The 25,470-nt window shown below is 71.5% G+C and carries 22 protein-coding genes and 1 pseudogene; 13 read left to right on the top strand and 10 right to left on the bottom strand.

The window, feature by feature from the left end:
- Positions 1 to 23 precede the first annotated feature (23 nt).
- On the bottom strand, positions 24 to 485 hold the full coding sequence (locus tag BJ971_RS39985) for an NUDIX hydrolase (RefSeq protein WP_184998452.1): 462 nt from the start codon (positions 483 to 485) through the stop codon (positions 24 to 26).
- The gene (locus BJ971_RS39990; protein WP_184998453.1) at positions 482 to 1,087 is read right to left on the bottom strand and encodes an NUDIX domain-containing protein; all 606 of its coding nucleotides are present in this window, start codon (positions 1,085 to 1,087) and stop codon (positions 482 to 484) included. Before BJ971_RS39990 ends, BJ971_RS39985 begins: the two co-directional genes overlap by 4 nt.
- A gap of 66 nt (positions 1,088 to 1,153) precedes the next feature.
- On the opposite strand from BJ971_RS39990, the gene BJ971_RS39995 reads away from it, so the two are divergent.
- The 5 genes from BJ971_RS39995 (at position 1,154) to BJ971_RS40015 (ending at position 5,292) form a co-directional block, all read left to right on the top strand.
- Positions 1,154 to 1,684, top strand: a complete 531-nt coding sequence (locus BJ971_RS39995) for a TIGR03086 family metal-binding protein (protein ID WP_184998454.1) — start codon at positions 1,154 to 1,156, stop codon at positions 1,682 to 1,684.
- Positions 1,685 to 1,774: 90 nt separating this feature from the next.
- Entirely contained in the window at positions 1,775 to 2,461 is a 687-nt protein-coding gene (locus BJ971_RS40000; RefSeq protein WP_184998455.1) for a dienelactone hydrolase family protein, read from the top strand.
- Positions 2,458 to 3,168, top strand: a complete 711-nt coding sequence (locus tag BJ971_RS40005) for a phosphoribosyltransferase (RefSeq protein WP_184998456.1) — start codon at positions 2,458 to 2,460, stop codon at positions 3,166 to 3,168. Before BJ971_RS40000 ends, BJ971_RS40005 begins: the two co-directional genes overlap by 4 nt.
- Before the next feature lie 34 nt (positions 3,169 to 3,202).
- On the top strand, positions 3,203 to 4,369 hold the full coding sequence (locus tag BJ971_RS40010; protein ID WP_184998457.1) for an outer membrane protein assembly factor BamB family protein: 1,167 nt from the start codon (positions 3,203 to 3,205) through the stop codon (positions 4,367 to 4,369).
- 86 nt (positions 4,370 to 4,455) lie between these two features.
- Positions 4,456 to 5,292 carry a phosphoribosylaminoimidazolesuccinocarboxamide synthase gene (locus BJ971_RS40015; RefSeq protein WP_184998458.1) on the top strand — a complete coding sequence of 279 codons (837 nt, stop codon included), beginning with the start codon at positions 4,456 to 4,458 and terminating at the stop codon, positions 5,290 to 5,292.
- Positions 5,293 to 5,371: 79 nt separating this feature from the next.
- On the opposite strand, the gene BJ971_RS40020 is transcribed toward BJ971_RS40015, so the two are convergent.
- Together BJ971_RS40020 and BJ971_RS40025 are read right to left on the bottom strand one after the other, a co-directional pair.
- Positions 5,372 to 5,560, bottom strand: coding sequence for a hypothetical protein (locus tag BJ971_RS40020; RefSeq protein WP_184998459.1), 189 nt, complete (start codon positions 5,558 to 5,560; stop codon positions 5,372 to 5,374).
- Positions 5,557 to 5,883: a hypothetical protein gene (locus BJ971_RS40025; protein ID WP_184998460.1), complete on the bottom strand. Its 327-nt coding sequence runs from the start codon at positions 5,881 to 5,883 to the stop codon at positions 5,557 to 5,559. Before BJ971_RS40025 ends, BJ971_RS40020 begins: the two co-directional genes overlap by 4 nt.
- A gap of 307 nt (positions 5,884 to 6,190) precedes the next feature.
- On the opposite strand from BJ971_RS40025, the pseudogene BJ971_RS40030 reads away from it, so the two are divergent.
- Positions 6,191 to 7,081, top strand: a pseudogene (locus BJ971_RS40030) (Sco1979 family transcriptional regulator).
- 50 nt (positions 7,082 to 7,131) lie between these two features.
- Here the strand turns inward: BJ971_RS40030 and BJ971_RS40035 are convergent.
- On the bottom strand, positions 7,132 to 7,368 hold the full coding sequence (locus BJ971_RS40035) for a DUF397 domain-containing protein (protein ID WP_184998461.1): 237 nt from the start codon (positions 7,366 to 7,368) through the stop codon (positions 7,132 to 7,134).
- Between the two features lie 451 nt (positions 7,369 to 7,819).
- Here BJ971_RS40035 and BJ971_RS40040 point away from each other — a divergent pair, with 451 nt between their 5' ends.
- Positions 7,820 to 8,191 (top strand): hypothetical protein, encoded by a 372-nt coding sequence (locus tag BJ971_RS40040; protein WP_239087827.1) that lies wholly within the window; start codon positions 7,820 to 7,822, stop codon positions 8,189 to 8,191.
- Between the two features lie 506 nt (positions 8,192 to 8,697).
- On the opposite strand, the gene BJ971_RS40045 is transcribed toward BJ971_RS40040, so the two are convergent.
- Positions 8,698 to 9,525: an SAM-dependent methyltransferase gene (locus BJ971_RS40045; RefSeq protein ID WP_184998462.1), complete on the bottom strand. Its 828-nt coding sequence runs from the start codon at positions 9,523 to 9,525 to the stop codon at positions 8,698 to 8,700.
- 120 nt (positions 9,526 to 9,645) lie between these two features.
- Positions 9,646 to 11,238 carry a GGDEF domain-containing protein gene (locus BJ971_RS40050; protein WP_239087828.1) on the bottom strand — a complete coding sequence of 531 codons (1,593 nt, stop codon included), beginning with the start codon at positions 11,236 to 11,238 and terminating at the stop codon, positions 9,646 to 9,648.
- Positions 11,239 to 11,433: 195 nt separating this feature from the next.
- Between BJ971_RS40050 and BJ971_RS40055 the strand changes: the two genes are divergently transcribed.
- Together BJ971_RS40055 and BJ971_RS40060 are read left to right on the top strand one after the other, a co-directional pair.
- Positions 11,434 to 12,105, top strand: a complete 672-nt coding sequence (locus BJ971_RS40055; protein WP_184998464.1) for a TetR/AcrR family transcriptional regulator — start codon at positions 11,434 to 11,436, stop codon at positions 12,103 to 12,105.
- Positions 12,106 to 12,224: 119 nt separating this feature from the next.
- Positions 12,225 to 13,652 carry a DHA2 family efflux MFS transporter permease subunit gene (locus BJ971_RS40060; RefSeq protein ID WP_184998465.1) on the top strand — a complete coding sequence of 476 codons (1,428 nt, stop codon included), beginning with the start codon at positions 12,225 to 12,227 and terminating at the stop codon, positions 13,650 to 13,652.
- Positions 13,653 to 13,719: 67 nt separating this feature from the next.
- On the opposite strand, the gene BJ971_RS40065 is transcribed toward BJ971_RS40060, so the two are convergent.
- On the bottom strand, positions 13,720 to 15,165 hold the full coding sequence (locus BJ971_RS40065) for a cellulose binding domain-containing protein (RefSeq protein WP_184998466.1): 1,446 nt from the start codon (positions 15,163 to 15,165) through the stop codon (positions 13,720 to 13,722).
- Between the two features lie 131 nt (positions 15,166 to 15,296).
- Here BJ971_RS40065 and BJ971_RS40070 point away from each other — a divergent pair, with 131 nt between their 5' ends.
- Positions 15,297 to 16,076 carry a dienelactone hydrolase family protein gene (locus BJ971_RS40070; RefSeq protein WP_184998467.1) on the top strand — a complete coding sequence of 260 codons (780 nt, stop codon included), beginning with the start codon at positions 15,297 to 15,299 and terminating at the stop codon, positions 16,074 to 16,076.
- Here BJ971_RS40070 and BJ971_RS40075 read toward each other — a convergent pair.
- A complete protein-coding gene (locus BJ971_RS40075; RefSeq protein WP_184998468.1) occupies positions 16,046 to 16,411 on the bottom strand; it encodes a hypothetical protein in 366 nt (121 codons plus the stop codon). The genes BJ971_RS40070 and BJ971_RS40075 overlap by 31 nt on opposite strands.
- 11 nt (positions 16,412 to 16,422) lie before the next feature.
- Entirely contained in the window at positions 16,423 to 17,613 is a 1,191-nt protein-coding gene (gene wecB, locus BJ971_RS40080) for a non-hydrolyzing UDP-N-acetylglucosamine 2-epimerase (protein WP_184998469.1), read from the bottom strand.
- A gap of 350 nt (positions 17,614 to 17,963) precedes the next feature.
- On the opposite strand from wecB, the gene BJ971_RS40085 reads away from it, so the two are divergent.
- From BJ971_RS40085 to BJ971_RS40095, 3 genes are read left to right on the top strand one after another with little or no spacing between them, the layout of a single operon-like run.
- Entirely contained in the window at positions 17,964 to 18,542 is a 579-nt protein-coding gene (locus BJ971_RS40085) for a hypothetical protein (RefSeq protein WP_184998470.1), read from the top strand.
- 20 nt (positions 18,543 to 18,562) lie between these two features.
- The gene (locus BJ971_RS40090) at positions 18,563 to 20,596 is read left to right on the top strand and encodes a flotillin family protein (protein WP_184998471.1); all 2,034 of its coding nucleotides are present in this window, start codon (positions 18,563 to 18,565) and stop codon (positions 20,594 to 20,596) included.
- On the top strand, positions 20,593 to 25,461 hold the full coding sequence (locus tag BJ971_RS40095) for a DNA repair ATPase (RefSeq protein WP_184998472.1): 4,869 nt from the start codon (positions 20,593 to 20,595) through the stop codon (positions 25,459 to 25,461). The genes BJ971_RS40090 and BJ971_RS40095 overlap by 4 nt, the downstream gene beginning before the upstream one ends.
- The last annotated feature ends 9 nt before the right edge of the window (positions 25,462 to 25,470 follow it).

The raw sequence follows: 25,470 nt of genomic DNA on the forward strand, positions 1-25,470 counted from the left end.
GGCCGGCGGCGCGCCGGCCCCCTTCACACCTCGATGTCCAGGCCGAACCCGAAGGTCGAGCAGGCAACTCCGCGCCCGCCCCGGTGAATCCCGGCGGCCGGGTACGGGATCGTGTCGGCCGGCAGGTCGTGCGGGTCGGCCCAGACGAGCTCGGAGCACTTGCCGGGTTCGGCGTTGTAGGGCTCGCCGGTCCAGGCGTCCGCGGCGAAGAAGAAGCCGATCCGGTCGGGGCCGTCCTCGCCCGCGCGGTGCATCACGTGCAGGAATCGCAGGTCGCCGGTGGCGACGTCGATCCCGGTCTCCTCGCGCGCCTCCCGGATCACGCCGTCGGTGATCGACTCGCCCGGTTCGAGATGCCCGGACGGCAGGTGGAGCCGGCCGTCGCCGTAGCCGGTGTTGGCCCGCCGCAGCAGCAGGATCCGGCGCGGGTCGCCGCGGTGGATGACCAGGTGCAGGTCGACGATGCTGCGATGCCGGTCGGTCATGAGGACTCCCGCGAGGCCGCCTCGCGCAGCGCGGCGGCGAGCTTGACGGCGAACCGGTAGGACTGGTGCGGTGTCGGGCTCTGCGGCGCCCAGGTGGCGGCGTCGTCGAGGTGGACCCACCGCACGGCGTGGATCTCGGCCGGGTCGGGGGTCAGTGGCGTGGCGCGATCGCCGGCGAGGACATACCAGAGGGTGACGTCGGTGTGGGAGTCCGTCAGGCCGTTGGTCTGGCTCTCGGTCAGCAGCAACGGCCGCCGGCCGACCGCGGGATGGAAGGCGGCGGTGATGCCGAGCTCCTCGTGCGCCTCGCGGACGACCGCGTCGCAGGGTCGTTCTGTGTCGACGTGGCCGCCGGGGAACATCCAGGCGCCGGCCTTCACGTGGTGTATCTGGAGCACCGCGTCGTCGGCGGCGTCGACCAAGGTCAGGTAGACGGCCAGGTGGCGGGCCGGGGCCGAGCCGCTGTCGCGGTAGAGCGCGTCGCCGGAGCCGATCCAGCGCAGCACGGACCGCTGCGCGTCCGCCTCGGCGGCGTCGAACGGCTCGACCGCCGCGACGGTGGCCCGCAACGCGTCGTTTAGGGACGGGCTGTGTTCTCGCACCCGGCGACCGTATCGCCGGGGTACGACGGTTCTATGCTCCGAGGGCATCCACAAGGGAGGGGCAGCATGAGCGAGCCAACTGTCGACCAGCTTGCCGATGTCGTCGAGCGGACCGGCCGCCTGATCTCCGGCATCGCCGAGAGTCAATGGAGCGATCCGACGCCCTGCGCGGACTGGGACGTCCGCGCCCTTGTCGATCACGTCGTCGCCGGCAACGCGCTGTTCGCCGCGGCGCTGTCGGGGCAGGGTGGGAAGCCGGACGACTACGCGGACAGCGCCGAGCGGCTGCTCGCCGCGTTCCGTGCGCCGGGCGCGCTGGAGCGGGTCGTCGAGGTGCCGTTCGGCCGGGTTCCCGGCACTGTCGCGCTGCATCTGCGGATCGCCGACGTGATGGTGCACGGCTGGGACATCGCCCGGGCCACCGGTCAGGCCGCGGACTTCCCCGAGGACGTGGCGGAGCAGACCCTCGCGTTCAGCCTGGCCGCGTTGCCGGCGGTGCGGTCGGACCGCAGCCCGTTCGCGGCGCCGCAGCCGGTCGACGGCGACGCGCCCGCCCTGGATCGGCTGGTGGCTTGCCTGGGTCGCAAGGTCAGCTGACCCACAACGGTTTAAAATTGGATCAAGCGGGCAAATACCCCCAGGTCAGCTCCCATCCCTCCGGAGTCGGACGAGGCAAGGGGGAGACGGATGACCACGTGGGCGACGGCCGGCCGGATAGCGGTGGCGGGCGTGGAGCTCGACGGAGACCTGCGCCTGCCCGACCAGGCCGGCGGGCTGGTGCTGTTCGCGCACGGGAGCGGCAGCTCGCGGCACAGTCCCCGCAACCGGGCCGTCGCCGAGGCGCTGAACGCCGGCGGGCTCGCGACGCTGCTTGTCGACCTGCTCACCGGCGCCGAGGACGAGGACGACGCGCGTACCCGGCGGTTGCGCTTCGACATCGGGCTGCTCGCCGACCGCCTGGTCGGGATCATCGACTGGCTGCGGGCCCGGCCCGGCACCGCGACGCTGCCGATCGGCCTGTTCGGGGCGAGCACGGGCGCGGCAGCGGCGCTGGTCGCCGCCGCCGCGCGGCCCGACGCGGTCCGCGCGGTGGTGTCCCGCGGCGGCCGTCCCGACCTCGCCGGTCCGGCGTTGGCCGAGGTCACGGCGCCGACCCTGCTGATCGTCGGTGCGTGCGACGCGGAGGTCCGCGATCTCAACGAGCGGGCCCGCAACTACCTGCGGGCGCCGACCGAGCTGCGGATCATCCCGACCGCCACGCACCTGTTCGAGGAGCCGGGCACGCTGGAGCAGGTCGCCGAGTACGCGGGCCGATGGTTCGGCGACCACCTCCTCCGCGACCGCCGGACGCGGCCGACGGGAGCGCGGCGATGATCTTCGCGAATCGGGACGCGGCGGGCCGGGCGCTCGCCGAGCAGGTCGCGCGGCAGGTGCCGGCCGACGCCGGCCCTCCGCTGGTGCTGGCGCTGCCGCGGGGCGGTGTGCCGGTCGCCGTGCCGGTCGCCGAGCGGCTCGGCGCCGATCTGGACCTGGTGATCGCCCGCAAGATCGGCGCACCCGGCCACCCCGAGTACGGGGTTGGCGCGATCGCAGAGGACGGCCCGCCGATCTTCGACCGGACCACCCTGCGGTACCTCGGCCTGTCCGAGGACGACCTGGCCGACACCGTCGCCGCCGAGCGCGCCGAACTGGCCCGGCGCATCAGCCGCTACCGGGCCGGCCGGGCGGCGCCGGACGTGACCGGTCGCACCGTCGTACTCGTCGACGACGGCCTGGCCACCGGCGTCACCGCGCGTGCCGCGATCGGCTGGCTGCGCGGGCGGCGCCCGTACCGGCTGGTGCTGGCCGTGCCGGTCTGCTCGCGGGATGCCCGGGATCTGCTCGCCGGCGACGCCGACACGGTGGTCTACCTGCACGCGCCCGAGTACTTCTCCGCCGTGGGGCAGTGGTACGACGACTTCGGCCAGCTCGACGACGCCGACGTCGACCGGGCGCTGGCCCGCGCGTCGCGCCGGCGGACCACGGTGGAACGAATTTCGAAAGGGGGCCGCCCAGCGCCTCGCGGCAGCAGCCTACTTTAGGTCTATAAATGCCGTGAAAGCACCCGGAGGACCCATGCCTGCCCGACTCTCTGCCGCCGCATTGGTGGTCGCCGCGATGCTTTCCGCCCCCGCAACGGCCGCCGCGGCACCGGGAGGGGCGCAGTGGGCGCAACCCGGCTACGGCGCCGGGAACACGTACTACAACCCGGGCGAGTCGGTGATCAACGCCGGCAGCGTCAACGCCGTCAAACTCCGCTGGTCGTCGGCGTTGGCGACGCCGGAGCAGTGGTCGTGCTCGGGCCCGTCGGAACCGCTGGTCTCCGGCGGCCGGGTCTTCGTGACTGACGGCAAGGGCATAGCCGCGTACCAGGCCGCGACGGGCAGGCTGTCCTGGCGGCACACCTGGGCGAACCCGGAGGACGAGAGCACGCCGCACCTGGCCGTGGCCGGCGGGCTGCTGCTCGCGGCGAACCACGGCTGCCAGTCACAGAGCGACCCGAACGGCGCGATCATGGCGCTGAACCTGGTCACGGGCAGGCAGGCATGGCGCACGGCCACGACCATTCCGCTGGGCTCGCTGGTCGTCGACCAGGGGACGGCGGTGGTGTCCGGCGCGTCGGCGTCCGACACCCCGGCGGTGATCGGCATCCGGGCGAGCGACGGCGCGGAGCGCTGGAGCCTGGACGACTTCCGGTCGTCGGGCGTCTCGGCGGGCGGCCGGGTACTGGTCGGCAGCACCACGGGCGTGGAGACCCGGGCGGTGTCGGCGGCGACGGGCGGGACACTGTGGAGCAGGCCGACCGCCTGGACCGCGGAGGCGGCGACGCCGGCCGGAGACCGCTTCTACGCCTCCGGCGCCGAGGGCGCGCTGATCTGCGTCGGCGCGGGCGACGGCGCGGTGCTGTGGACGGCGGCGAAGGGCGCGAGCACCCTTGTCGCGGCGGACGGCCGCCGGGTCTACCGGGCGGTCACCAACGGGATCGAGGCATTGAACGCCCGAACCGGCCGGCAAGCCTGGACGGCGCGCCTCGGCGGCGGCACCGGGCAGCCGGTCCGGGCCGGCGGGCTGCTGTACACGGCGGTCGGCGGGGGCAAGCCGCTGGGGATCGTCAACGCGGCGAGCGGGGTGGTGGCCTCGCCGGGTAGCCAGATCGGCAGCCTCGACCGCGGCAACGTCGTCGTCACCGCCGGCTGGATCTACCTGACCAGGGGAAACACCATTTTCGGGTACGCGCGCTGAATCGGGCGGCGCTCCGTAGGAAGTTCGGCGACATGGCGTCCGATAGCGTGATCGGCGTTTGAGTCACACGCGGCTAAGGGGAACTCGTGGAGCTGTTGCACTCGGGGAAGGTCCGGGAGGTCTACGCCGACGGCGACGACATCCTGCTCGTCGCCTCCGATCGGATCTCGATCTACGACGTGGTGCTGCCCACCGCCATCCCCGACAAGGGGAAGATCCTCACCCAGCTCTCGCTGTGGTGGTTCGACCAGCTCTCCGACGTCGTGCCGAACCACATCATCTCCGCCACCGATGTTCCCGCTGAGTGGGCCGGCCGGGCCGTCCGCTGCGAGCGCCTCGAGATGGTCATGGTGGAGTGCATCGCCCGCGGCTATCTGGCCGGCTCGGGGCTCAAGGAGTACGAGAAGGACGGCGCCGTTTCCGGAGTGGTGCTCGAACCCGGCCTGATCGAGGGGTCCCGGCTCGCCGAGCCCGTCTTCACCCCGACCACGAAGGTCGCTCCCGGTGAGGGGCACGACGAGTTCATCACGTTCGGTGACGTTGAGGCCTCGGTCGGGCCGGACGTCGCGGCCGAGCTGCGGCGGATCACCCTCGAGGTGTACCGGCGGGGATCCGAGATCGCCGCCACCAAGGGGATCATCATCGCCGACACGAAGATCGAGCTGGGGGTGTCCGGCGGGGTCCTGAAGCTCGGCGACGAGTTGCTGACTCCGGACTCGTCGCGGTTCTGGGCGGCCGACGAGTGGCAGCCCGGCGGGACGCAGCGGTACCTCGACAAGCAGTTCCTGCGGGACTGGTCGTCCTCCCTGACCGGGTGGGACCGCACCGCGCCCGGGCCGGAGATTCCGGACGAGGTCGTCGAGGCGACCCGTAACCGGTATGTCGAGGTCTACGAGCGGCTCACCGGAGATCGCTGGCGCTGATCAGCGCCGCCTTCGTCGCGCGGGCAGCCAATGTGGACATCCGGTGGCGCTGTCAGTCCTTGCTGATGGCGTTACCGGGCTAGCTTGCCAGCGTCTCGGACTCGCTCGGCCTGGGCCAGGCCGCCTTGCTGCCGCAGCTTTCGCAGCTCAGCTGGTCGCCGCAGTGAGCGCACCAGTCGTTGGTGCGGCGGAGATACCAGCCGAGTGCCACGCCCGCGAGCAGGCTGGCCAGCCCGATCAGGGCTGCCAGCGCGACGGCTCCCGTCACGGGGTCGGACCGCCCATGGCGAACGCACCGTCATGGCCGATGCGCGGCTTGCGCGTCGCCAGCTTGTTGGTGTCGCCGCGGTCGAGGGTGGGGTCCTCGTCGGCGCGGGACGTCACGTGGGACGCCGTGAAGGTGTCCACTCCGGTGCCGCGGTGCGAGCCGGGCCGGTAGGTGACGGTGACGGCGCGGGGTGAGGCGGCCTCGATCACACCGGCACGCCAGCCGTCGCGGTAGACCCAGACGGGATCGGCCTTCTGATAGCTGTCGGCCGGCGCTACGTCGGCCGGATCGCGTTGCGGCGGGGCGATGGACGGGGTCGACATCGAGAGCCTCCCTGTTTCCTGGGACTCGGGTCGTCGGACGGGCCGTGGCGCTTGCCGGCGTGCAAACCCAGCGTGCCGCTGAATGGTTCAAACTTTCAGCACGCTCCGTCAGCAGCCAGACAACCGCCTGTCAGATATCATGCTCGGGATCCAGTGCGTTCGCAAGGCCGTCTGCACGTGCATCCGGCACGTGCGGGGGTCGGGGGTGTCCGATCGATCGGTTTCCCGCCGAACGATCTCCCCCTTAGGATGCTCTGGGGCGAAGGGGCTGCAACTTGCATCCCAGAGGCCGATCGATAGGAGCAAGGTGAGCGCCGGTACGCAGGAGGAGTCGCCGAACAGCGGCCCCACCGTGCTGCGCATCCTGCTCGGTGCCCAGCTGAGGCGGCTGCGCGAGGGCAAGGGCATCAGCCGGGAGGACGCGGGCTACGAGATCCGCGCATCGGGTTCGAAGATCAGCCGCATGGAGCTTGGCCGCGTCAGCTTCAAGGAGCGCGACGTCGCCGACCTGCTGAGCATGTACGGCGTGCGCGACCTCGCCGAGCGCGAGGCGCTGCTCGGCCTGGCCCGGCAGGCCAACAACCCCGGCTGGTGGCACCACTACGGAGACATCCTGCCGCCGTGGTTCCAGTCCTATCTGGGCCTCGAGGCCGCCGCGACGCTGATCCGGACGTACGAGATCCAGTTCGTGCCCGGTCTGTTGCAGACGCCGGAGTACGCCCGGGCCGTCATCCTGCTCGGCCACGCGGGCGCGAACGCCGACGAGATCGATCGCCGGGTCGAGCTCCGCCGGCAGCGTCAGCAGATCCTGCACCGGATCGAGCCGCCGCAGCTGTGGGCGGTCATCGACGAGGCGGTGCTGCGCCGGCCCATCGGCGGCCCCGACGTCATGCGCGCCTAGATCGAGTCGCTCATCGAGGCTGCGAAGAAGCCGAACGTGCGGCTCCAGATCATTCCGTTCAACGCGGGCGGCCACGCCGCGGCGGGCGGACCGTTCGCGATCCTGCGGTTCCCGGAGCCGGAGCTGCCCGACGTCGTCTACGTCGAGCAGCTCACGAGCGCCATCTATCTGGACAAGCGCGACGACGTCGACCACTACGCGATCGCCATGGAACGCGTCTGCATCGACGCTGAGCCGCCGAACCACACCCAGGAGATCCTGGGCAAGCTGCTTCACGAGGTGGGCAGGCTCGCCTGACCATCCGGTCGCTGCTTCCTCACTTTGAGTGAGTCACCCGCGCGGGTGACTCAGCGGAGCAGGTTGTCGAAGTCCCCATCGCGGACGCCGCCGAGGAAGGCCTCGATCTCCGCAGCCGTGTAGATGAGCGCGGCGCCCTCCGGGTCGCGCGAGTTCCGCATGGCGATGCTGCCGTCCGGGAGTGCGGCGCACTCGACACAGTTGCCGCTGGGGTTGCTCCGGCCGCTCTTCTGCCAGGTCACACCCGCCAACTTGCCGGCGGGCATGCCATTAACAATGCGCGTCATTACTTGGCTCCCTAACGGTTGACCGGTCGCGGGGACCGGCGATGTGTGTCACGCCGACCACTCGCTGTGCAAATGCACGTGCATTCGGCCTTGCGTTCTCACATGATTGTGAGCATGATAACGCACGAGCCCCACTGAAAGTGGGTCACGGAGGGTGACATCTTTGAGTGACGGGTCGGTGGCGGAAATGCCTCTTCGACCCTCGACGCATGGCTCCCTGGCGGGGGTGCCCGAGCGGGAGGAAGACGCATGGCTGTCCCGAACGCCGGCCCGCACCAACCGGACCCGACCGACCGTGGAAACCTCACCTACCGGGACGAACTGCGGTCGTCGGGCATGGAGGCCGCCTCGACCCGGGCCACCACCGTGTCCCAGCGTTTCGGTGGGGTCCGCTATGCATTGACCCGTTCGGACAATGTTTCCCCGATGGACAGGGACCCAAACGAGGGTGGTGATCCCGACGCGAATCACTGAGCACGTCCACTGTGCCCGCAGGCGGCGCGCCGGTGCGGCACCCGGCCGCAAGGTCTGGTCACCGGCCGCCCCGATCATCCGACGTGGACGCCTCCAGCCGGCCGCTCCACGCTGGCCGGTGCACGTCTTCGCCGAGGCGGACTACTGCTATGGGATCGGGCCGCTGACGCTGCGGGTCGACCGGATCGAGTGGGCGAAGCCGATCCCGTACGAGGGTGACACCTGGCTCGAGGTCGAGGGCATCGTGATCGACCCGGCGGGCCGGGAGCGTGCCCGCCGGCAGGTGCTGGTCCGGGCCGGCCGGCTGCCGCACCCGCCATCACGAAAGCGGCCGCGTCTGCGGCCCTGATGCTTAACCAGGAGCGACGCCGGTCGACGGCGTCGCTCCAAGCGCGCGCTTCACTGCGCGCCGCCCGACTCCGGCCGGGCGGTCCGGTTCCCCCGTGCTGGATCGCCCGGCCGGTTAGGGTCAGCAACCCTCCCCGGCCGGCACCCGGCCGACCTCTCCCGACCGGCACCTGGCTGACCTCTCCCCGGCCGATCTTCCCGGGCCGACCTCTGCTGGGCCGATCTTCCCGGGCCGACCTCTGCTGGGCCGATCTTCCCGGGCCGACCTCTGCTGGGCCGATCTTCCCGGGCCGACCTCTGCTGGGCCGATCTTCCCGGGCCGACCTCTGCTGGGCCGATCTTCCCGGGCCGACCTCTGCCGGGCCGATCTTCCCGGCCGACCCTTCTCGGCGGTGCCCGGCCGGCCTCTCCGTGGCCGATGCCCTGCCGGCGGGTCCTTTCCGGCGATTGGTGGGGAAACAGAAACGCCGCCCCGACCCGAACGGGTGAGGCGGCGTCGCAGGTGGCTCAGGGTTTGCGGGCCACGCCCGCCCAGTAGTAGGCCGCCTCGGGGTTCGCGACCGGCTCGTCGGGGCGCCAGCTCGACACCGGAACCAGGCCCGGGTCGAGCATCTCCCAGTCGCCGAAGAAGCGCTGGACCTCGTCGCGGGTGCGGGCCACCAGCGTCATGCCGGCGCCGGTCGCCGCCGCGACTGCCTGGCCCATCTCCTCAGGGTTGAAGTCGCCGGTCGGGTGGGTGATCGCCAGGAGGCTGCCCGACGGCATCGCGTCGCGCAGCTCCGCCACCAGCGCCCACGGGTCGTCCGCGTCCGACAGCAGCATGAGGATCGCGATCATGGTCAGGCCGACCGGCTGGGTCAGGTCCAGCGTCTCCGCCAGGACCGGATCCCGCAGGATCGACTGCGGCTCGCGGATGTCCGCCGAGATGTACTCGCTGCGGCCCTGCTCCGTGCTGATCATCAGGGCGCGGGCGTGCACCAGGACGATCGGGTCGTTGTCGACGTAGACGACCCGGGCCTCGGGGGCGAGCTGCTGGGCGATCTCGTGCAGGTTCGGGCGGGTCGGGATGCCGGTGCCGATGTCGAGGAACTGGCGGACACCCTCCTTGGCGACCAGGTCGCGGGCCGCGCGGTGCACGAACTTGCGGTTCTCACCGGCCATGTAGCGCATGCCGGGGATGGCCTGCACGATCGCCTCGGCGACCGCCCGGTCGACCGCGAAGTTGTCCTTGCCGCCGAGCCAGTAGTCGTACATGCGGGCCGAGTGCGGCACGTTGATGTTGACGCCGGGCGGCGCAACCTCGGCCGGTGGATTGGCACCGCTGTCCTGCGTCACGACCGCCTCCTGATCTAGGCCACCCCTGGCCGTGAAGAGTCTTCAGGCGGCCAGCCTAGCGGCAGGAGATGATCAATATCGATCATGTCGCTCGATCGAAATCAGTGAGCGCGCTGGGTATCAGGCCGCGGACACACTGTCGCGATAGGACCGATCGCAGGCGTCGCGCTGCGGCCCCGAAACGACCTGGTCACGGCCGGCGTGCTTGGCCACGTAGAGGTTTCGGTCCGCCGAGGACAGCAGGTTGGCCTGGGTCGGCATGAGCACGTCGCCGAGGTCGGCGACGCCGATGCTCACGGTGACGGGCAGGCCCTGTGTCAGCTCCGCCCAGTCGTACCCGGAGATCGCCCGCCGGACGCCGTCGAGCTGCCCGGTCGCCTCCCCCGCGCCGAGGCCGGGAAGCACCGCCAGGAACTCCTCGCCGCCCATCCGGGCCACGAAGCCGTCCGCGCACACCGCGGCCAGCTCGGTCTCCAGCAGCTTGGCCACCAGCACCAGCACCTGGTCGCCGACGTCGTGCGACAGCTGGTCGTTGATCCGCTTGAAGTGGTCAAGGTCGACGATCGCCACGGTCAGCGACCCGCCGGCCTCGATCAGGTCCGGCAGCTGTTCGTCGAGGTAGCGCCGGTTGCGCAGGCCGGTCAGCGGGTCGCGGCGGGCCTGCTCGCGGAACCGCGCGGCCTCCTGCCGGGCCTCGGTCGTCTCGAACATCGCCTGACGGGTGCGGGCCTGTGCCTCCCGCTGCTGCGAGTGCAGCGCGTTGTGGGCGGCAAAGAAGACCTTGTGTACGGCGAACGCCTCCGCGAACTCGCCGCGGGCGGCGTGCAGCTCGGACTGCTCCTGATGTACCCGTACGAGAACGTCGCCGAGGCCGCGCTCGACGCAGAGGGTGCGCGAGGCGTCGAGGCTGACCTGTGCGCGGTCCGTTGCCCGCAGGAAGCGCTGCGCACGGGCGAGCGAGAGCATGTACTCCGCCAGCGCGTCGGCGTCCTCGTAGCCGCCCGTGGCGTGGCGCCGGACCGCTTCGCGCAGGGTCTGCTCGGCCGACAGGTAGTCGCCGTTCTCGATCTCGATGGCGCTGATGGTGTCCAGCGTCGCGGGATCGAGCTCGAAGTCGTGGCGCTCGGCGACCTCTTGCAGTCGTTGCGCGACCGCCTGGGCCCGGGCGTTCTCGCCGTACGCGTACTCGGTGTACGCGTAGTTGTTGAGCATGCCCAGAAGCAGGTTGGGCAGGCCGAACTCGATCGTGAGCTCCTCGGCCTGTGCGTAGCGCAGGCGGGCCGCCTCCATCGAGCCGGAGCGGCCGAGGGCGTCGGCCAGCTTGGCGCGGTGCCACACCTGCATGTGCGGGGTCGCGTTGTCGTCGAGCAGCTCAACGGCGAGCACGGAGTGCTCGAGCGACTGGGCGGCGTCGCCCAGGTGCCGGTGGATGTTGGCCCAGACCAGGTGGGTGCGCGCCTGCACGACGGTGTCGTCGTGGTCGGTGGCCCACTTGTGGATCTTCCAGATCTGCCGGGCCGCGGCGGCGACCTCGCCCTTGCGGTTGAGCATGTTCGCCTGGCAGAGCCGGGCGCGGGTCACGAGCCGCTCGTCGCCGAGCTCGAGTGCCTGTTCCTCGTACGCGATCGAGAGTTCGAGGGAGGCTCCGGCGTCCCAGAGGTAGCGGTCCTCGAGCTCGGTGAGGGCGGCCGACAGCCGTTGGGCGTCGATCACGCGTGGCTCCATCAGCAGACCCCTCTCTCGTTGTCACCGCGATCATCGACACAGGTCGCCCATACTTGAGCCCAATGTTGAATAGCTCTCTGTTTCCAAAGGGTAGCGATGCGTGACCACTGATCCCAGAGTTGCGGACGTGATCCGCCTCGCGCCGCCGTCGGACCCGTCTCATGTACGTCGTACAGTTGCCCAATGGCCAAGCGGAGCGACGCGACCCGGACGCGCCTGAACCGGGACGCGATCATCGCCAGCGCGGTGTCCCTCGCCGACACCGAGGGGCTTGAGGCCGTGACCATCCGCCGGCTGGCGCAGGAGCACGGCGTGACGCCGATGGCCATGTACTGGCACTTCAACGACAAGGACAGCCTGCTCGACGGCCTAGCCGACCACCTGATCGCGGCGGTGGAGCTGCCCGAGCCGGGCGACGGCGGCTGGGACGAGCGGCTGCACGACGTCCTGCGCGCGTTCCTGGCGGCGATCCGCCCGCATCCCGCGTTCGCGGGCCTGGCCCTGCGCCGGATCCTCGCCTCCGAGGCGGGCCTGCGGATCGCCGAGCGGGTGCTGGAGCAGCTGCGGCAGGCGGGATTCTCGGCCGGCAAGGCGGCGGAGGTCGGCACGTTCCTGGTGTGCGGGATCGTCGCGCTCGTCGCCTCCGACCCCACGCCGGGCACGTGGCCGGCGGGCGAGGACCGGGACCAGATGATCCGCGACAAGCGGGCGCGGCTGGAGTCGTTGTCGCCGGAGCGCTACCCCAACGTCATCGCGGCCGGGCCGGACCTGGTGGTCTGCCGCGACACCGACGAGTACTTCGCCCTCAATCTCGATCTTCTGGTCCAGGGCGTCCGCGGCATCCGGCGCGGCTGAACCGACGCGTCCTTCGTCACACCTTTCTGTCCGGCCGCCGCTTGACTGTCCTATACGGCGTACATCTACGGTGTACATGTACGCCGCATAGGGCGGCGCGCGCATAGGAGGTGGGACTGGTGCGACGCAACCCCTGGTCGACCCTGGCCGTGCTGGCGCTGGCCCAGTTCATGGTCGTGCTCGACGTGACGATCGTGAACGTGGCGCTGCCCGACATCCAGCAGGACCTCGGCTTCACGGCGTCCGGGCTGCAATGGGTCGTCAGCGCGTACACGCTGCTCTTCGGTGGTTTTCTGCTCCTCGGCGGCCGGGCCGCCGACCTGCTCGGCCGCCGCCGGCTCTTCATCGTCGGCCTGCTGATCTTCGGGGTGACCTCGCTGAGCGCCGGCCTGGCGCAGAACCCCGAGCAGCTTGTCGTGCTGCGCGCGGTGCAGGGCCTCGGCGGCGCGCTGCTGTCGCCGGCCGCGTTCGCGATCCTCACGGTGACCTACGCGAAGGGCCGCGAGCGCAACATCGCGATGGGCGTCTGGGGCGGCCTCGCCGGCCTCGGCGGCACCCTTGGCGTGATCGCCGGTGGCCTGCTCGTCGACTCGCTGGGCTGGCGGTGGATCTTCCTGGTCAACGTCCCGATCGCGGTCGCGCTGGCGGCGGTCGTCCCGCTCTTCGTCCGCGAATCCCGGGCCACCTCGACGGGTACGCGCACCTTCGACGTGGCGGGCGCGCTGCTGAGCACGGCCGGCCTGCTGTCGATCGTGCTCGGCGTGATCCGGGCCGAGTCGCAGGGCTGGACGTCGTTCCAGGTGGTCGCGCTGCTCGCTGGAGGCCTGGCGTTGTTGGCCGCCTTCGTCCGCGTCGAGTCGCGCTCGGCGGCCCCGCTGGTGCCGCTCAGCCTGTTCCGGTCGCGGGGGCTGACCACGTCGGTCCTTGCGCTCGCGCTCAACGGCGCGGCGTTCCTCGCGATGTTCTTCCTCACCGCGATCTTCCTCCAGCAGGTCCGCGGCCTGACCGCGCTGGAGACGGGCCTCCAGTTCCTGCCGATGGGCATCGCGGCGATCACGAGCGCGGTGGTGTCGGCGCAGGCGGTCACCCGGTTCGGCACCAGGCCGGTGCAGTTCGCCGGCGCGGCGCTCAGCGTGGTCGGCCTGCTGCTGCTCTCGGGCGCGGACGCCACCGGCTCGTACGCCGCGACGATCATGCCCGGCCTGATCCTGTTCGGGATCGGCATCATCGCGACGGGCACGCCGGCGTCGATCGCGGCGGTGGCGGACGTCGATCACGACCAGGCCGGCGCGGCGTCGGGCGTGGTCAACGCGGGATATCAGGTCGGCGGCGTGCTGGGGCTCGCGGTGATCACGACGGTGGCGACCTCGCACGTGGAGGGCCTGCTGGCCACGGGGACCGTTCCGCAGGACGCGCTGGTCGGCGGGTTCGAGCGCGGCCTGCTGATCGCGGCGCTCTTCGCGGCGGTCAACATCGTGATCGCCCTCGGTGCGCCGAGGCTGCGGCCGACCGCCGACCAGCTCGCCGAGGCGGCCGTCGCGGCCTGACCTCGCTCGCGCACCAGGGCGCGGCGCCGAGAGTGGGGGCTCTCGGCGCCGCGCCGGGTGGAAGGTCTCAGCCCTTGAAGGCGGCGAAGATCTTGCTGAACTCGAACGGTGACTGCGCCACGTTGGTGCACTGGAACAGCGCGCCGGTGCAGGCGTTGCGGTCGCGGTTGGCCTCCCAGAAGGAGACGAAGCCGACGTGGTTGGCCGAGGCGAAGGCGACCAGGTCACGGGCGTCGCCCTGACTGAAGGTGCCGTTGTCGTCGTTCTTGCCGAGCATCGGCGTGACGCCGACCATCCGGAAGGCCGCCGCGTCGCTGTTGCCGTAGATCGACTTGATCTGGTCCTTTGTCGACTTGACCGCGCTGATCGCGAGGTCGCCGTAGTCCTGCCCGGCGCGGCCGTAGTCCATCGCCATGATGTTGACCAGGTCGAGGTCGACGCCGGCGTTCTTGGCCGACCGGACCACGGCGAGGCCGTCGGCGGTGAGACCCTCAGGCAGCACCGGCAGGGTCAGCGAGATCCTCAGGCCGGGATTGGCCTTCTGGAGCGCGGCCAGCGCCGTCGAGCGGCGGGCGATGGAGGCGGGGTCGGCCACGGCGGCGCCCTCGATGTCGAGGTCGATGTACTTCAGATCGTAGGCGGAGACGACGGCCTGGTACTCGGCCTGTAGCGCCTTCACGTCGGTGCACGCGGCCGCCAGCTCGATGCCGGTCGCGCCGCCGAACGACACCTTCACGTCGCCACCGGCCGCCCGCAGTGCCTTGATCTGGTCGCCGAACTGCCCGCCGCGCGGGTCGAACGCGTTGAACCAGCTGGCCTTGCAGCCCGCGCTGGTGACGAACGCCAGGGTGTACGACTTCACGTTGCCGGCGGAGGCGAGCTGGGCCAGCGTGGTGCCGGCGCCGGAGAGCAGGCCCATGTCCACGTACGGGGCCACGAGAACGTTGCCGCCCGAGGCCGGCGGGGCGCTCGTCGTCGGTGTGGTGGGAGGTGTCGTGGTCGGCTTCGTGGTCGGCGGGGTCGCGGCCGGCTTCGTGGTCGGAGCGGTGGTGGGACGGGTGGTCGTCGGCGTGGCGGTCGGTCCGGTCGGCGCGGAGTCGCCGCAGCGGGCGCCGTTGATCGTGCAGCCGGTCGGCGCGCCGTGGCCGGCGACGATGAAGCCGAACTCGGTGCTGGCCCCGGCCGCGATGACGGCGTTGTAGCCGCGGTTCGCGGCGACCGAGGTGGCGCCCGAGGTGGTGACGTCGGCGTCCCAGACGCTGCCGAGCTTCGTGCCCGACGGGAGGCCGAACGCGAGCTGCCAGCCGGAGACGGCGGCGCCGCCGGTGTTCTTGATCGTGTAGCGGGCCTGGTAGCCCGAGTCCCACTCGGAGTCCTTACTGAACGTGGCCGTCAGCCCACCGCCGGCCGGGGCGGCGGGTGCCGTCGCCGCGACCGCCGCAACGGCGCCGCCGCCCACCGCGAGCAGGGCCGCGGCCAGGTATATAGAGAGACGAAGGCGGCTGCGTTTCATGGATGACTCCGATCGAAGGGGGTAACCGACGGAGTTGATCCTGACCGTGGGTGCATTAAAGAAAGAGGGGAAAGTTCTTAAGTTTCCCTGAAGCGCCGCGGGGTCTCGCAGAGAATCAGTAGGAGGCAGGCATGCACGGGACGATGGTGGACGTACGGACCGAGGACGGGGTCGCCGACGCGTACCTCGTGCGACCGGCCGGGGCCGGGCCCTGGCCGGGGGTGTTGTTCTACATGGACGCGTTCGGCCTGCGCCCGCGGGTGTTCGAGATGGCGGGGCGGATCGCCGCCCGGGGCTACGCCGTGCTGGCGCCCAACCTGCTCTACCGCGGCGGCCGCGCGCCCCTCATCGATCTCAGCGGGCTCGGGGACCCCGAGCAGCGTCGCGGGATCATCGGCAAGATGATGCCGCTGATCCGGGAGCTGGACACCGCCGCGATCACCCGGGACACCCGCGCCTACCTGGACTTCCTGGCCGAACAGGGCGACGTCGCGGACGGGCCGGTCGCCGTCGTCGGCTACTGCATGGGCGGCACCAACGCGTTCCGGGCCATCGGGGCGTTCCCGGAGCGGATCGTGGCGCTGGCCAGCTTCCACGGCGGGCAGCTTGCCACCGAGGAGCCGGACAGCCCGCACCTGAAGGTCGGCCGGATCACGGGCGAGGTGTACTTCGCGCACGCCGACCACGACCACGCGATGCCGCAGGAGCAGATCGACCGGCTCGAGGCCGCCCTCGACGCCGCGGACGTGCGCTTCCGCTCCGAGATCTACGCCGGGGCCGCGCACGGCTTCACGATGTCGGAGGCCGCCGCCTACGACGCCCCGGCGGAGAGCCGGCACTGGGAGAAGCTCTTCGAGCTGCTCGACGACACGCTGCCCAGTCAGTCCTCGTCCAGCAGGCCGGGGAAGTAGCGGCGCAGCGCCACGACGTCGTACACCTGGCGGATCTCGCTGACCGCGCCGTCGGCGACGGTGAGGAACTCGGCCATCCGTACCGTCCCGAAGGGTGCGACGCAGTCGTAGACCAGGGCGGCGCGGTCACCGGCGCAGGTGGTCGAGACGACGGTGACGGAGTCGGCGAACGCGGCGATCCGGTGCAGCGTCTGCACCAGTTCCTCGTCGTCGACCGGGGTGCCCAGGTTCCACTCGATCTCCGCGTCCGGGGCGATCATCCGGCGGGCGGCGGGCCGGTCGCGGTCGATCCAGGACCGGGCGTAGACCGCGACGAGCTCTGCCGTACCTGACATCGACGGGCTCCTTAGAACGACGCGCCGTACGCGGCGGCGGGCGATTCGAGGGCGGGCATCGGTTCGGGGTGGTCGGCGAGGCCGAGCAGGGCCGCGACGGCCTGCGCGACGCGGCGGGCGGCGAGGCCGTCGCCGTAGGGGTTTCCGCCCGCGGTCGTCGCGTCGCGGCGGACCCGGCTGTCGAGCAGCGCGGACGCCTGCTCGACGATCAGCTCGGTGTCGGAGCCGAGGAGCCGGGCGCAGCCGGCCCGCAGCGACCCGTCGGTCTCGACGGCCTCCCGCAGCACCAGTGCGGGCACGCCGAACGAGGGCGCCTCCTGCTGGACGTCGGCGGAGTCGGTGAGCACGAGATAGGCCTCGGAGAGCAGCCGGGACAGGTCCGGGTACGGCAGCGGGCCGGTGATCGTGACCCGCTCCACGCCGCCGATCCCGGCGTGGACCTGAGCGCGGACGGCCGGGTTGGGGTGGGTCGGCAGGATCACGTCGATGTCGGCGTACCGCTCGACGAGCCGGCGGACCGCGGCCAGGACGCGGTCCAGCGGGGCGCCCCACGACTCGCGCCGGTGAACGGCCACGACGACCAGCCGGCGGCCGGACGCGGCGGCCCGGGCGGCGGCGATCTCGGGGTTCTCGAACGGCAGCCGGCGCCGGGCGATCGCGAGGGCCGCGTCGACGACGGTGTTGCCGGTGATCAGCACGTCGCCGGTGGCGATGTCCTCGTCGAGCAGGTTCATTGCGGCGTGCGGTGTCGGCGTGAGATGCAGGGCCGTGACCTGCGCGATCAGCCGGCGGTCCGCCTCCTCGGGGAACGACGAGCCGAGGTCGCCCGAGCGCACTCCGGCCTCGAGGTGTGCCACGGGGATGCGCCGCCAGCACGCGGCGAGCGCGCCGGCCAGGCTGGTCGTGGTGTCGCCCTGCACGAGCGCGGCGGCGGGAGGCCGCTCGGTCCACAGCGCGTCGAGCCGGCGGATCATCTCGGTGCGCAGCTCGGACCGGCTGCCGGCGCCGCGCTCGACGCGCAGCGTGACGTCCGGGGCCAGGCCGAAGGCGGCGAACGTCTGACCGACCATGGCCGGATACCGGCCGCCGGCGACCAGGACGGGCGTGACCAGGCCGGCCTCGCGCATCGCCATCGCGACGGGCGCGAGCCGGACGGCCTGTGGGCGGGTGCCGCAGACCAGGTGTACTTCGGGAAGCGACATCGGGGCCTTCCTCCGGGCGGAGACCTGGAGGACCTTAGTCGCTACTCAGCGTGATGCAAGGCGAGTGGACGCAGCGTTGCCGTGATTTGACCTTTCGGACCATGTCAGACATCTCAGGCGCGTAGCAATCGGCCTAAACCGCCTCGTGACGGTGGATCACGCCGCATTGCGCAGAGTGACATTCTGACGCCCGCAGGCCGGGAACCGGCCGAAGGGGTGACGGATTGTCGTCTCAGTGGGTGCGGCACGAATTGACAGCTGCTGTCATCATCGGTGTCACCGCAAGGGAAGGGTCGCCGGCTCGGGCGACGGATTGCGGTCGCGTTGACATGGGGAAACGGGGCGGATGCATGGGCGGGTTTCTGGACGCTGCGCTCAGCTTTCCCGCCGTCGTCTTCACCCCGCTCCTGATCGTCGTCATCGGGTACTGGGTCGTGGTCATCGCCGGTGGCGCCGACCCGGAGGGTGACGGCGGTGACGGCGGCTTCCTCGGGTTTCTCGGCCTCGGCGGTGCGCCGGCCTCGATCGTTCTCTCCCTCTTCATCGCCGTCGCCTGGTTCGCCAGCCTGGCCGGCGGCGTACTGCTCGGCGCGGTACCGGCGCTCGTCCTGGCCGGCGCGCTCGTCCTCGCCTGGGTGATCGCCCGCCTGGCCGTCGTGCTCCTGCGGCGGTTCATGCCGGCCGGCGCCGAACCCTCCCGCGCCGACTTCGTCGGCCTCACCTGCGTCGTACGCACCGGCCGCGTCACCGCGACGTTCGGACAGGCCGAGGTGCACTCGCCCGACGGCTCGTCCGCGATCGTGCAGGTCCGCACGCCCGGCGACGACGAGCTGCGCGCGGGATCCATCGCGCTGATCTTCGACTTCGATGCCGACGGCGAGTTCTTCTGGGTCGTCCCCGCCGACATCGCCACGAGCCCTGACCAGTAACGACAACAAAGGACTCACACATGGACGTGATCTCCACCGGCTTCGGTGTGCTCATCGCCGTCGTACTGCTCGTCGTCCTCGGCGCGGCGTTCTTCTTCGCCCGCATGTTCCGCAAGGTCGAGCAGGGCAGGGCCCTCATCGTGTCCAAGGTCCGCCGGGTTGACGTGACCTTCACCGGCGCCGTCGTGCTGCCGGTCCTGCACAAGGCCGAGTTCATGGACATCTCGGTGAAGACGATCGAGATCTCGCGGACCGGGCGCGAGGGCCTGATCTGCCGCGACAACATCCGAGCCGACATCCGGATCACGTTCTTCGTCCGGGTCAACAAGACCACCGAGGACGTCATCAAGGTCGCGCAGGCGATCGGTACCACCCGGGCCAGCAGCGAGCAGACGCTCCAGGAGCTGTTCAGCGCCAAGTTCTCCGAGGCGCTCAAGACGGTCGGCAAGCAGCTCGACTTCGTCGATCTCTACACCAAGCGCCACGAGTTCCGGGACCAGATCATCGAGGTGATCGGCACCGACCTCAACGGCTACAGCCTCGAGGACGCGGCCATCGACTTCCTCGAGCAGACGCCGATGATCTCGCTCGACCCGAAGAACATCCTCGACGCGCAGGGCATCCGGAAGATCACCGAGCTGACCGCGATCGAGGCGGTCCGCACCAACGACTTCCGGCGCAACGAGGAGAAGGAGATCACCCGCCAGAACGTGGACGCCCGCGAGGCGATCCTCGAGCTGGAGCGCCGGCAGGCGGACGCGGAGATCAAGCAGCGCCGCGAGATCGAGACCATCCGGGCCCGGGAGGAGGCGGAGATCGTCCTCGCGCAGGCCGAGGAGCGGCTCCGCGCCGAGGGCGCGAACCTGCGCACCGCCCAGCAGCTCGGCGTGCAGCAGGAGAACAAGAACCGGGAGATCGCGGTCGCCGAGAAGAACCGCGAGCGGGTCATCGCGATCGAGACCGAGCGCATCGAGAAGGACCGGATGCTCGAGGTCATCGGCCGCGAGCGGGAGACCGAGCTTTCAACGATCTCCAAGAACAAGGAGGTCGAGGGGGAGAAGCGGGCGATCGCCGAGGTGATCCGCGAGCGCATCGCGGTCGAGAAGACCGTCGCCGAGCAGGAGGAGAACATCAAGCGCCTCCGGGTCGTCGAGGAGGCCGAGCGCACCCGCCAGGCCGTCATCATCGCGGCCGAGGCCGAGGCGCAGGAGCACCTGGTCAAGGACATCAAGGCGGCCGAGGCCGCCGAGGCCGCGGCCAAGTTCAAGGCCCGCGAGGAGCTGCTGCTGGCCGAGACCCGGCAGCAGACCGCCGAGCTCGACGCCCGCGCCAAGATCCGGCTCGCCGAGGGTACGCAGGCCGAGGCGGCCGCCGCCGGCCTCGCCGACGTGCAGGTCCGCGAGCGCAACGTCGAGGTGCTCGAGAAGACCGGCCGCGCCGAGGCCGCCGTCGAGCGGGAGAAGGCCCTGGTCGCCGCCGAGGCGATCCGCGAGCGGCTGAAGGGCGAGGCCGAGGGCCTCACCGAGAAGGCCGCCGCGATGGGCGCGCTCGACGACGTCACCCGCGAGCACGAGGAGTACCGGATCCGGCTCGAGATGGAGAAGGAGATCCGGCTGGCCGGCATCAACGTGCACAAGGAGATCGCCGAGTCGCAGGCCATGGTCGTCGCGGCCGGGCTGGAGAAGGCGAACATCGACATCGTCGGTGGCGACTCGGTCTTCTTCGACAAGCTGCTCGGCTCGATCACGATGGGCAAGAGCCTGGACGGCTTCATCGACCACTCGACCGTCGCGCAGGGCCTCGGCGCGCGCTACCTCAACGGCGACGCGAACATCGCCGACGACCTGGGCCGGCTGCTCGGCTCGGTGTCGACCGGCGACGTGGCGAACCTGACCCTGGCCGCGTTCCTCACCCAGCAGATCAAGGCCGGCGGCAACGACGCGGGCAAGCTGCGCGAGCTGCTCGCGGCGGCCAAGAAGCTGGGCGTCGCGGACACCGAGCTCGCGGCCCTGACCGGCGGGCCGGCCAACGGCACGGTGGTGGCCCAGCGGTGACGGCCGTCCTCGACGCCGGCGCCCTGGACGCCGGCACCTATGAGGTGCTGCGCGGCCGGCTCGGCAGCCAGGCCAAGGAGCTGGCCGAGCGGGCCGAGGAGCTGAACGCCCGACGGGTGGAGACGTTCGGCGGGCAGCAGATGCGGCTGCTCGGCGCCGAGCGAATCCGCACCGAGAACAACTGCGTCCCGCGCGACATCGTGCAGGTCGGCGGCGCCATGCTGTTCGGCTACAACGTCTTCATCGGGCTGAAGACCGAGACGGCGGTCTCGGACGTGTTCGCCGTGCACGGCTTCGGCCGCGACGGCGACGCGTTCCGCTTCGACGCCGCCGCGGCGCTGCCCGGACTGCTCGACGACCCGGGCTTCCAGCGCGACTTCGCGGAGCTGTACCGCTACTACCGCGAGACGCACCTGCTCCAGCTGCGCCGGCTTGAGGGCATGGTGCTGGCCGTCTTCCAGACCGGTGCCCGCGTCGACGACCTGAAGGTGCTGCGCTGGAAGGTCGGCGCCGACGGCGTGTCGTACGTGGACAGCCGCGGCGAACGCGACCACGTCTTCCCGCCGTCACACGACTTCGAGTGGGTACCCACCACCCGGGAGCACCACGTGCTGGGCCGGCACCCGCACGTCACCATCGAGGACGAGGTCTTCGTCGAGACGGTGGGTGGAAACCTCACCGTCAAGGTGGAGAACAACACCGAGGACGGCGAGGGCGTCTACTCCGAGCCGGTGGACGAGCCGCTCCAGAGCCTCGCCGACGCGGAGATCGCGTACGCCCGGATCGGTCCGCTGATCCTGCTGCGCGTGCTGCCGTACAAGGAGACCCGGCAGCGGTACCTGGTCTTCAACACCCGGACCAGGGACGTGCGGCGCCTCGACGGGATCGGGCAGTCCTGCCAGCGGCTGCCCGAGGACCAGGGCGTGATCTTCCCGGGCGGCTACTACCTGGCGACCGGGGTGGCCAAGACGTTCGACGCGGACGTCGCCGACCTCGAGTTCGAGCGGGCCGTGCGGTCGGTCAACGGCGAGGACGTGCTCTACGTCTTCCACGCCCGGGCCGCCGGACGGTACCTGCTGCTGCCGTACAACGTGATCCGCAAGGAGGTCGCCACGCCGATCGCCTGCCACGGGTACTCGCTCTTCGACGACGGCACGCTCATCGCCTTCCGGCACCTGACGGACGAGCCGTCGCGGGTGCACCCGATGCAGGTGTGGCAGACGCCGTACGTGTCGGACACGTACGCGGCGACGCAGCCCGTCGGCAGCGGTCCGCTCGACCGGGTCGGCAACGCGGACCTGGTCCGGGGCATCGCCGACGCGCTCTCGGTGGCCCGGATGGTCGACGAGATGACCCCGTCCGCCGCGGTGTTCGAGGCGATCATCGCGGCCTGCACCCGGCTCTTCGACCACTACCACTGGCTCGGCGAGCGCGACCTCGGCGACCTGCGCACCCCGCTCTCGGAGGTGCGCGCGACCGCCGAGCAGGTGCTTGACGAGTACGAGTCCGTGCAGGCGCTGACCGCGCAGGCCACGGCCGCGGTCGACGAGGCCGGCGCGGCGACGGCGTCGCTGATCCGTCGCGCCCGCGGCGAGGTGCCCACCACGACCGACGCCTGGATCGGGCAGCTCGCCACGCTGCGGCAGGCGCAGGGCCGGATCGTGACGCTGCGCGAGCTGCGCTACGTCGACCTGGCCCGGCTCGACGGCCTCGAGCGCGACCTCTCCGCCGAGGTCGAGTCGACCGCCCGCCGGGCCGTCGAGTTCCTCCAGCGCGAGGACGCCTTCGCCGGCTACCAGCAGTCGGTCGAGCAGCTCGTCGCCGACGCGGCCGGCATCGCCACCGTCGCCGAGGCCGCGCCCGTCGCGCAGCGCCTCACCGATCAGGCCGACGGGCTACAGGTCGTCACCGATGTGGTCGGCGGCCTCGACATCGCGGACGCGACCGTGCGGGTCGCGATCCTGGAGCGGATCGGCGAGGTGCTCGGCGGCGTCAACCGCGCCCGGGCCACCCTGGACTCCCGCCGCCGCGAGCTCGCCGCCGTCGAGGGCCGTGCCGCGTTCGCCGCGGAGTTCGCCCTGCTCGGCCAGTCCGTCACCGCAGGGCTCGCCGCCGCGGACACCCCGGAGCACAGCGACGAGCAGGTCGCCAAGCTGATGCTTCAGGTCGAGGCGCTCGAGTCGCGGTTCGGCGACTTCGACGACTTCATCGACCAGCTCAGCGCCAAGCGCTCCGAGGTGTACGAGGCGTTCGCGGCCCGCCGGCAGGCGCTGCTCGACGACCGGGCCCGCCGCGCCGACCGGCTTGTCGACTCGGCGCAGCGCACCCTCGCGAGCGTGCAGCGCCGGGTCGCCGGCCTGGCCACCCTCGACGAGGTGAACACCTACTTCGCCACCGATCCGATGGTCGGCAAGCTGCGCTCGGTCGCGGGCGAGCTGCGTACCCTCGGCGACACCGTCCGGGCCGAGGAGCTGGACGGGCGGGTCAAGGCCGCGCGGCAGGAGGCCGGCCGGTCCCTGCGCGACCGGCTCGACCTGTACGGCGACGGCGGCGCCACGATCCGCCTGGGCCGGCACACGTTCGCGGTGAACACCCAGGCCATCGACCTGACGCTGGTGCCGGACGGTCCCGACCTGGCGTTCGCCGTCACCGGCACCGACTACCGCGCCCCGGTGCGGGACGCGTCGTTCGCGGCGACCCGGCCGTTCTGGAACCAGACCGTGGTCTCCGAGACGCCGTCGGTCTATCGCGGAGAGCACCTGGCCGCGGCGCTGCTCGCCGACGATCCGGCCGGGGTCGCGGCGGCCGCCGCCGGCGGCACGCTCATCGACGTCGTGCGCCGGGCCGCCGAGGCCCGCTACGACGAGGGGTACGAGCGTGGCGTGCACGACGCCGACGCCGCACTGATCCTGGAGGCGCTGGTCCGCCTGAGCGCCGCCGCCGGCCTGCTGCGCTATCCCGGCCCGGTACGCGCCGAGGCGCAGCTGTTCTGGGCCTTCGGCGAGGGCGACAAGCAGGCCTGGGCGCGCCGCGCGTCGTCGCTGGTCCGGGCCCGGGAGATGTTCGGCTCGGCCGGCTCCGCGCTGCCCGAGCTGTGCGCGGAGCTCAGCGCGGCGGCGGGAGCGGATCCGCTGGTCGGCGAGTACCTGGTGGAGGAGCTGGCGAGCACGCCGGCCGGGTTCGTCACCGGCGCCGGCGCCCGCACGCTCGTCGAGCGCTTCCACCGCGCACTCGGCAGCGGGCCGGCGGCGGCCGCCCGCGACTACGCGGACGACCTGCGCGCCCTGGCCGGTGACCTCGGGGCGCGGCGGCAGCTCGTGACGGCCTGGCTGACCGCGTTCCTGGCCGCGCAGCCCGGCGCCGGCGCCGCGGAGGATCTCGCCGAGGCCGTCGCCCTCGAGCTGACCGGCTCGTCGCTGACCCGGCACGACTCGGCGGCGGCACTGACCGCGACCGTCGGCGGGCTGCTCGGCGCGCATCCCCGCATCGTCGATCGCGCGATCGAGCTGCGGCTGGACGAGGTGCTGACCCGTACAGGTGAGTTCCGGGCGGTCGCGGTGCCGGCGTACCGGGCGTACCAGAAGCAGCGGACCGCCCTGGCCGCCGCCGAACGCGATCGGCTGCGGCTCGACGAGTTCAAGCCCGGCGTGATGAGCGCCTTCGTGCGTAACCGGCTGCTGGACGAGGTCTACCTGCCGCTGATCGGCGACAACCTGGCCCGGCAGCTCGGCGCGGCCGGCGACGCCAAGCGCACCGACCAGTCCGGTCTGCTGCTGCTGATCTCGCCGCCCGGCTACGGCAAGACGACGCTGATGGAGTACGTCGCCAACCGCCTCGGCCTGGTCTTCGTGAAGGTCAACGGCCCGGCGCTCGGCCACGACGTCACGTCGCTCGACCCGGAACAGGCGCCGAACGCGACGGCGCGCCAGGAGGTCGAGAAGATCTCGTTCGCCCTGGAGCTGGGCAACAACGTCCTGCTCTACCTCGACGACATCCAGCACACCTCGCCGGAGCTGCTGCAGAAGTTCATCTCGCTCTGCGACGCGCAGCGCCGGATGGAGGGCGTCTGGGAGGGCGGCACCCGCACGTACGACATGCGGGGCAAGCGGTTCGCGGTGTGCATGGCCGGCAACCCTTACACCGAGAGCGGGCAGCGGTTCCGGATCCCGGACATGCTGGCCAACCGGGCCGACGTGTGGAACCTCGGTGACGTGCTCGCGGGCCGCGACGACGTCTTCGAGATGTCGTACCTGGAGAACGCGCTGACGTCGAACACCGTGCTGGCGCCGCTGTCGTCGCGCGACCGCGCCGACCTGCCGCTGCTGGTGCGGCTCGCCGAGGGCGACGAGTCGGTGCGGCCGGACCGGCTCAGCCACCCGTACTCGGCGACGGAGCTGGAGCAGGTGCTGTCGGTGCTGCGCAAGATGCGCCGGGTGCAGCGGATCGTGCTGAACAACAACCGGGCGTACATCGCCTCGGCGGGGCAGGCGGACGCCGGGCGCACCGAGCCGCCGTTCAAGCTTCAGGGCTCGTACCGCAACATGAACAAGCTGGCCGAGCGGATCGTCCCGGTGATGAACGACGCCGAGCTGGAGACGGTCGTCGACGACCACTACCGCGGCGAGGCACAGACGCTGACGACGGGCGCGGAGGCCAACCTGCTGAAGCTGGCCGAGCTGCGCGGACGGCTCACACCGCAGCAGGCGGAGCGCTGGGCGGAGGTCAAGGCGGCCTACGTGCGCGACCAGGCGCTGGGCGGCGCGACCGACGACCCGATGTCCCGGGCGGTCGGCGCGGTCGGGCTGCTCGCCGACCGGGTCGCCGGCGTGGAGAAGGCGATCGGGAAGCTGGGCCCGGAGAGCTGAACGGTGTAC

Origin of the sequence: Amorphoplanes digitatis (assembly GCF_014205335.1) — a bacterium.
Taxonomy (GTDB): Bacteria; Actinomycetota; Actinomycetes; order Mycobacteriales; family Micromonosporaceae; genus Actinoplanes; species Actinoplanes digitatus.

Excerpts from the sequence above, each read along its gene's own strand:
- wecB (WP_184998469.1), bottom strand. The coding sequence starts at position 17,613 with ATGTCGCTTCCCGAAGTACACCTGGTCTGCGGCACCCGCCCACAGGCC.
- BJ971_RS39985 (WP_184998452.1), bottom strand. The coding sequence starts at position 485 with ATGACCGACCGGCATCGCAGCATCGTCGACCTGCACCTGGTCATCCAC.
- BJ971_RS40070 (WP_184998467.1), top strand. The coding sequence starts at position 15,297 with ATGCACGGGACGATGGTGGACGTACGGACCGAGGACGGGGTCGCCGAC.
- BJ971_RS40005 (WP_184998456.1), top strand. The coding sequence starts at position 2,458 with ATGATCTTCGCGAATCGGGACGCGGCGGGCCGGGCGCTCGCCGAGCAG.
- BJ971_RS40010 (WP_184998457.1), top strand. The coding sequence starts at position 3,203 with ATGCCTGCCCGACTCTCTGCCGCCGCATTGGTGGTCGCCGCGATGCTT.
- BJ971_RS40035 (WP_184998461.1), bottom strand. The coding sequence starts at position 7,368 with ATGACGCGCATTGTTAATGGCATGCCCGCCGGCAAGTTGGCGGGTGTG.
- BJ971_RS39995 (WP_184998454.1), top strand. The coding sequence starts at position 1,154 with ATGAGCGAGCCAACTGTCGACCAGCTTGCCGATGTCGTCGAGCGGACC.
- BJ971_RS40075 (WP_184998468.1), bottom strand. The coding sequence starts at position 16,411 with ATGTCAGGTACGGCAGAGCTCGTCGCGGTCTACGCCCGGTCCTGGATC.
- BJ971_RS40055 (WP_184998464.1), top strand. The coding sequence starts at position 11,434 with ATGGCCAAGCGGAGCGACGCGACCCGGACGCGCCTGAACCGGGACGCG.
- BJ971_RS40025 (WP_184998460.1), bottom strand. The coding sequence starts at position 5,883 with ATGTCGACCCCGTCCATCGCCCCGCCGCAACGCGATCCGGCCGACGTA.
- BJ971_RS40085 (WP_184998470.1), top strand. The coding sequence starts at position 17,964 with ATGGGCGGGTTTCTGGACGCTGCGCTCAGCTTTCCCGCCGTCGTCTTC.
- BJ971_RS40065 (WP_184998466.1), bottom strand. The coding sequence starts at position 15,165 with ATGAAACGCAGCCGCCTTCGTCTCTCTATATACCTGGCCGCGGCCCTG.
- BJ971_RS40000 (WP_184998455.1), top strand. The coding sequence starts at position 1,775 with ATGACCACGTGGGCGACGGCCGGCCGGATAGCGGTGGCGGGCGTGGAG.
- BJ971_RS40090 (WP_184998471.1), top strand. The coding sequence starts at position 18,563 with ATGGACGTGATCTCCACCGGCTTCGGTGTGCTCATCGCCGTCGTACTG.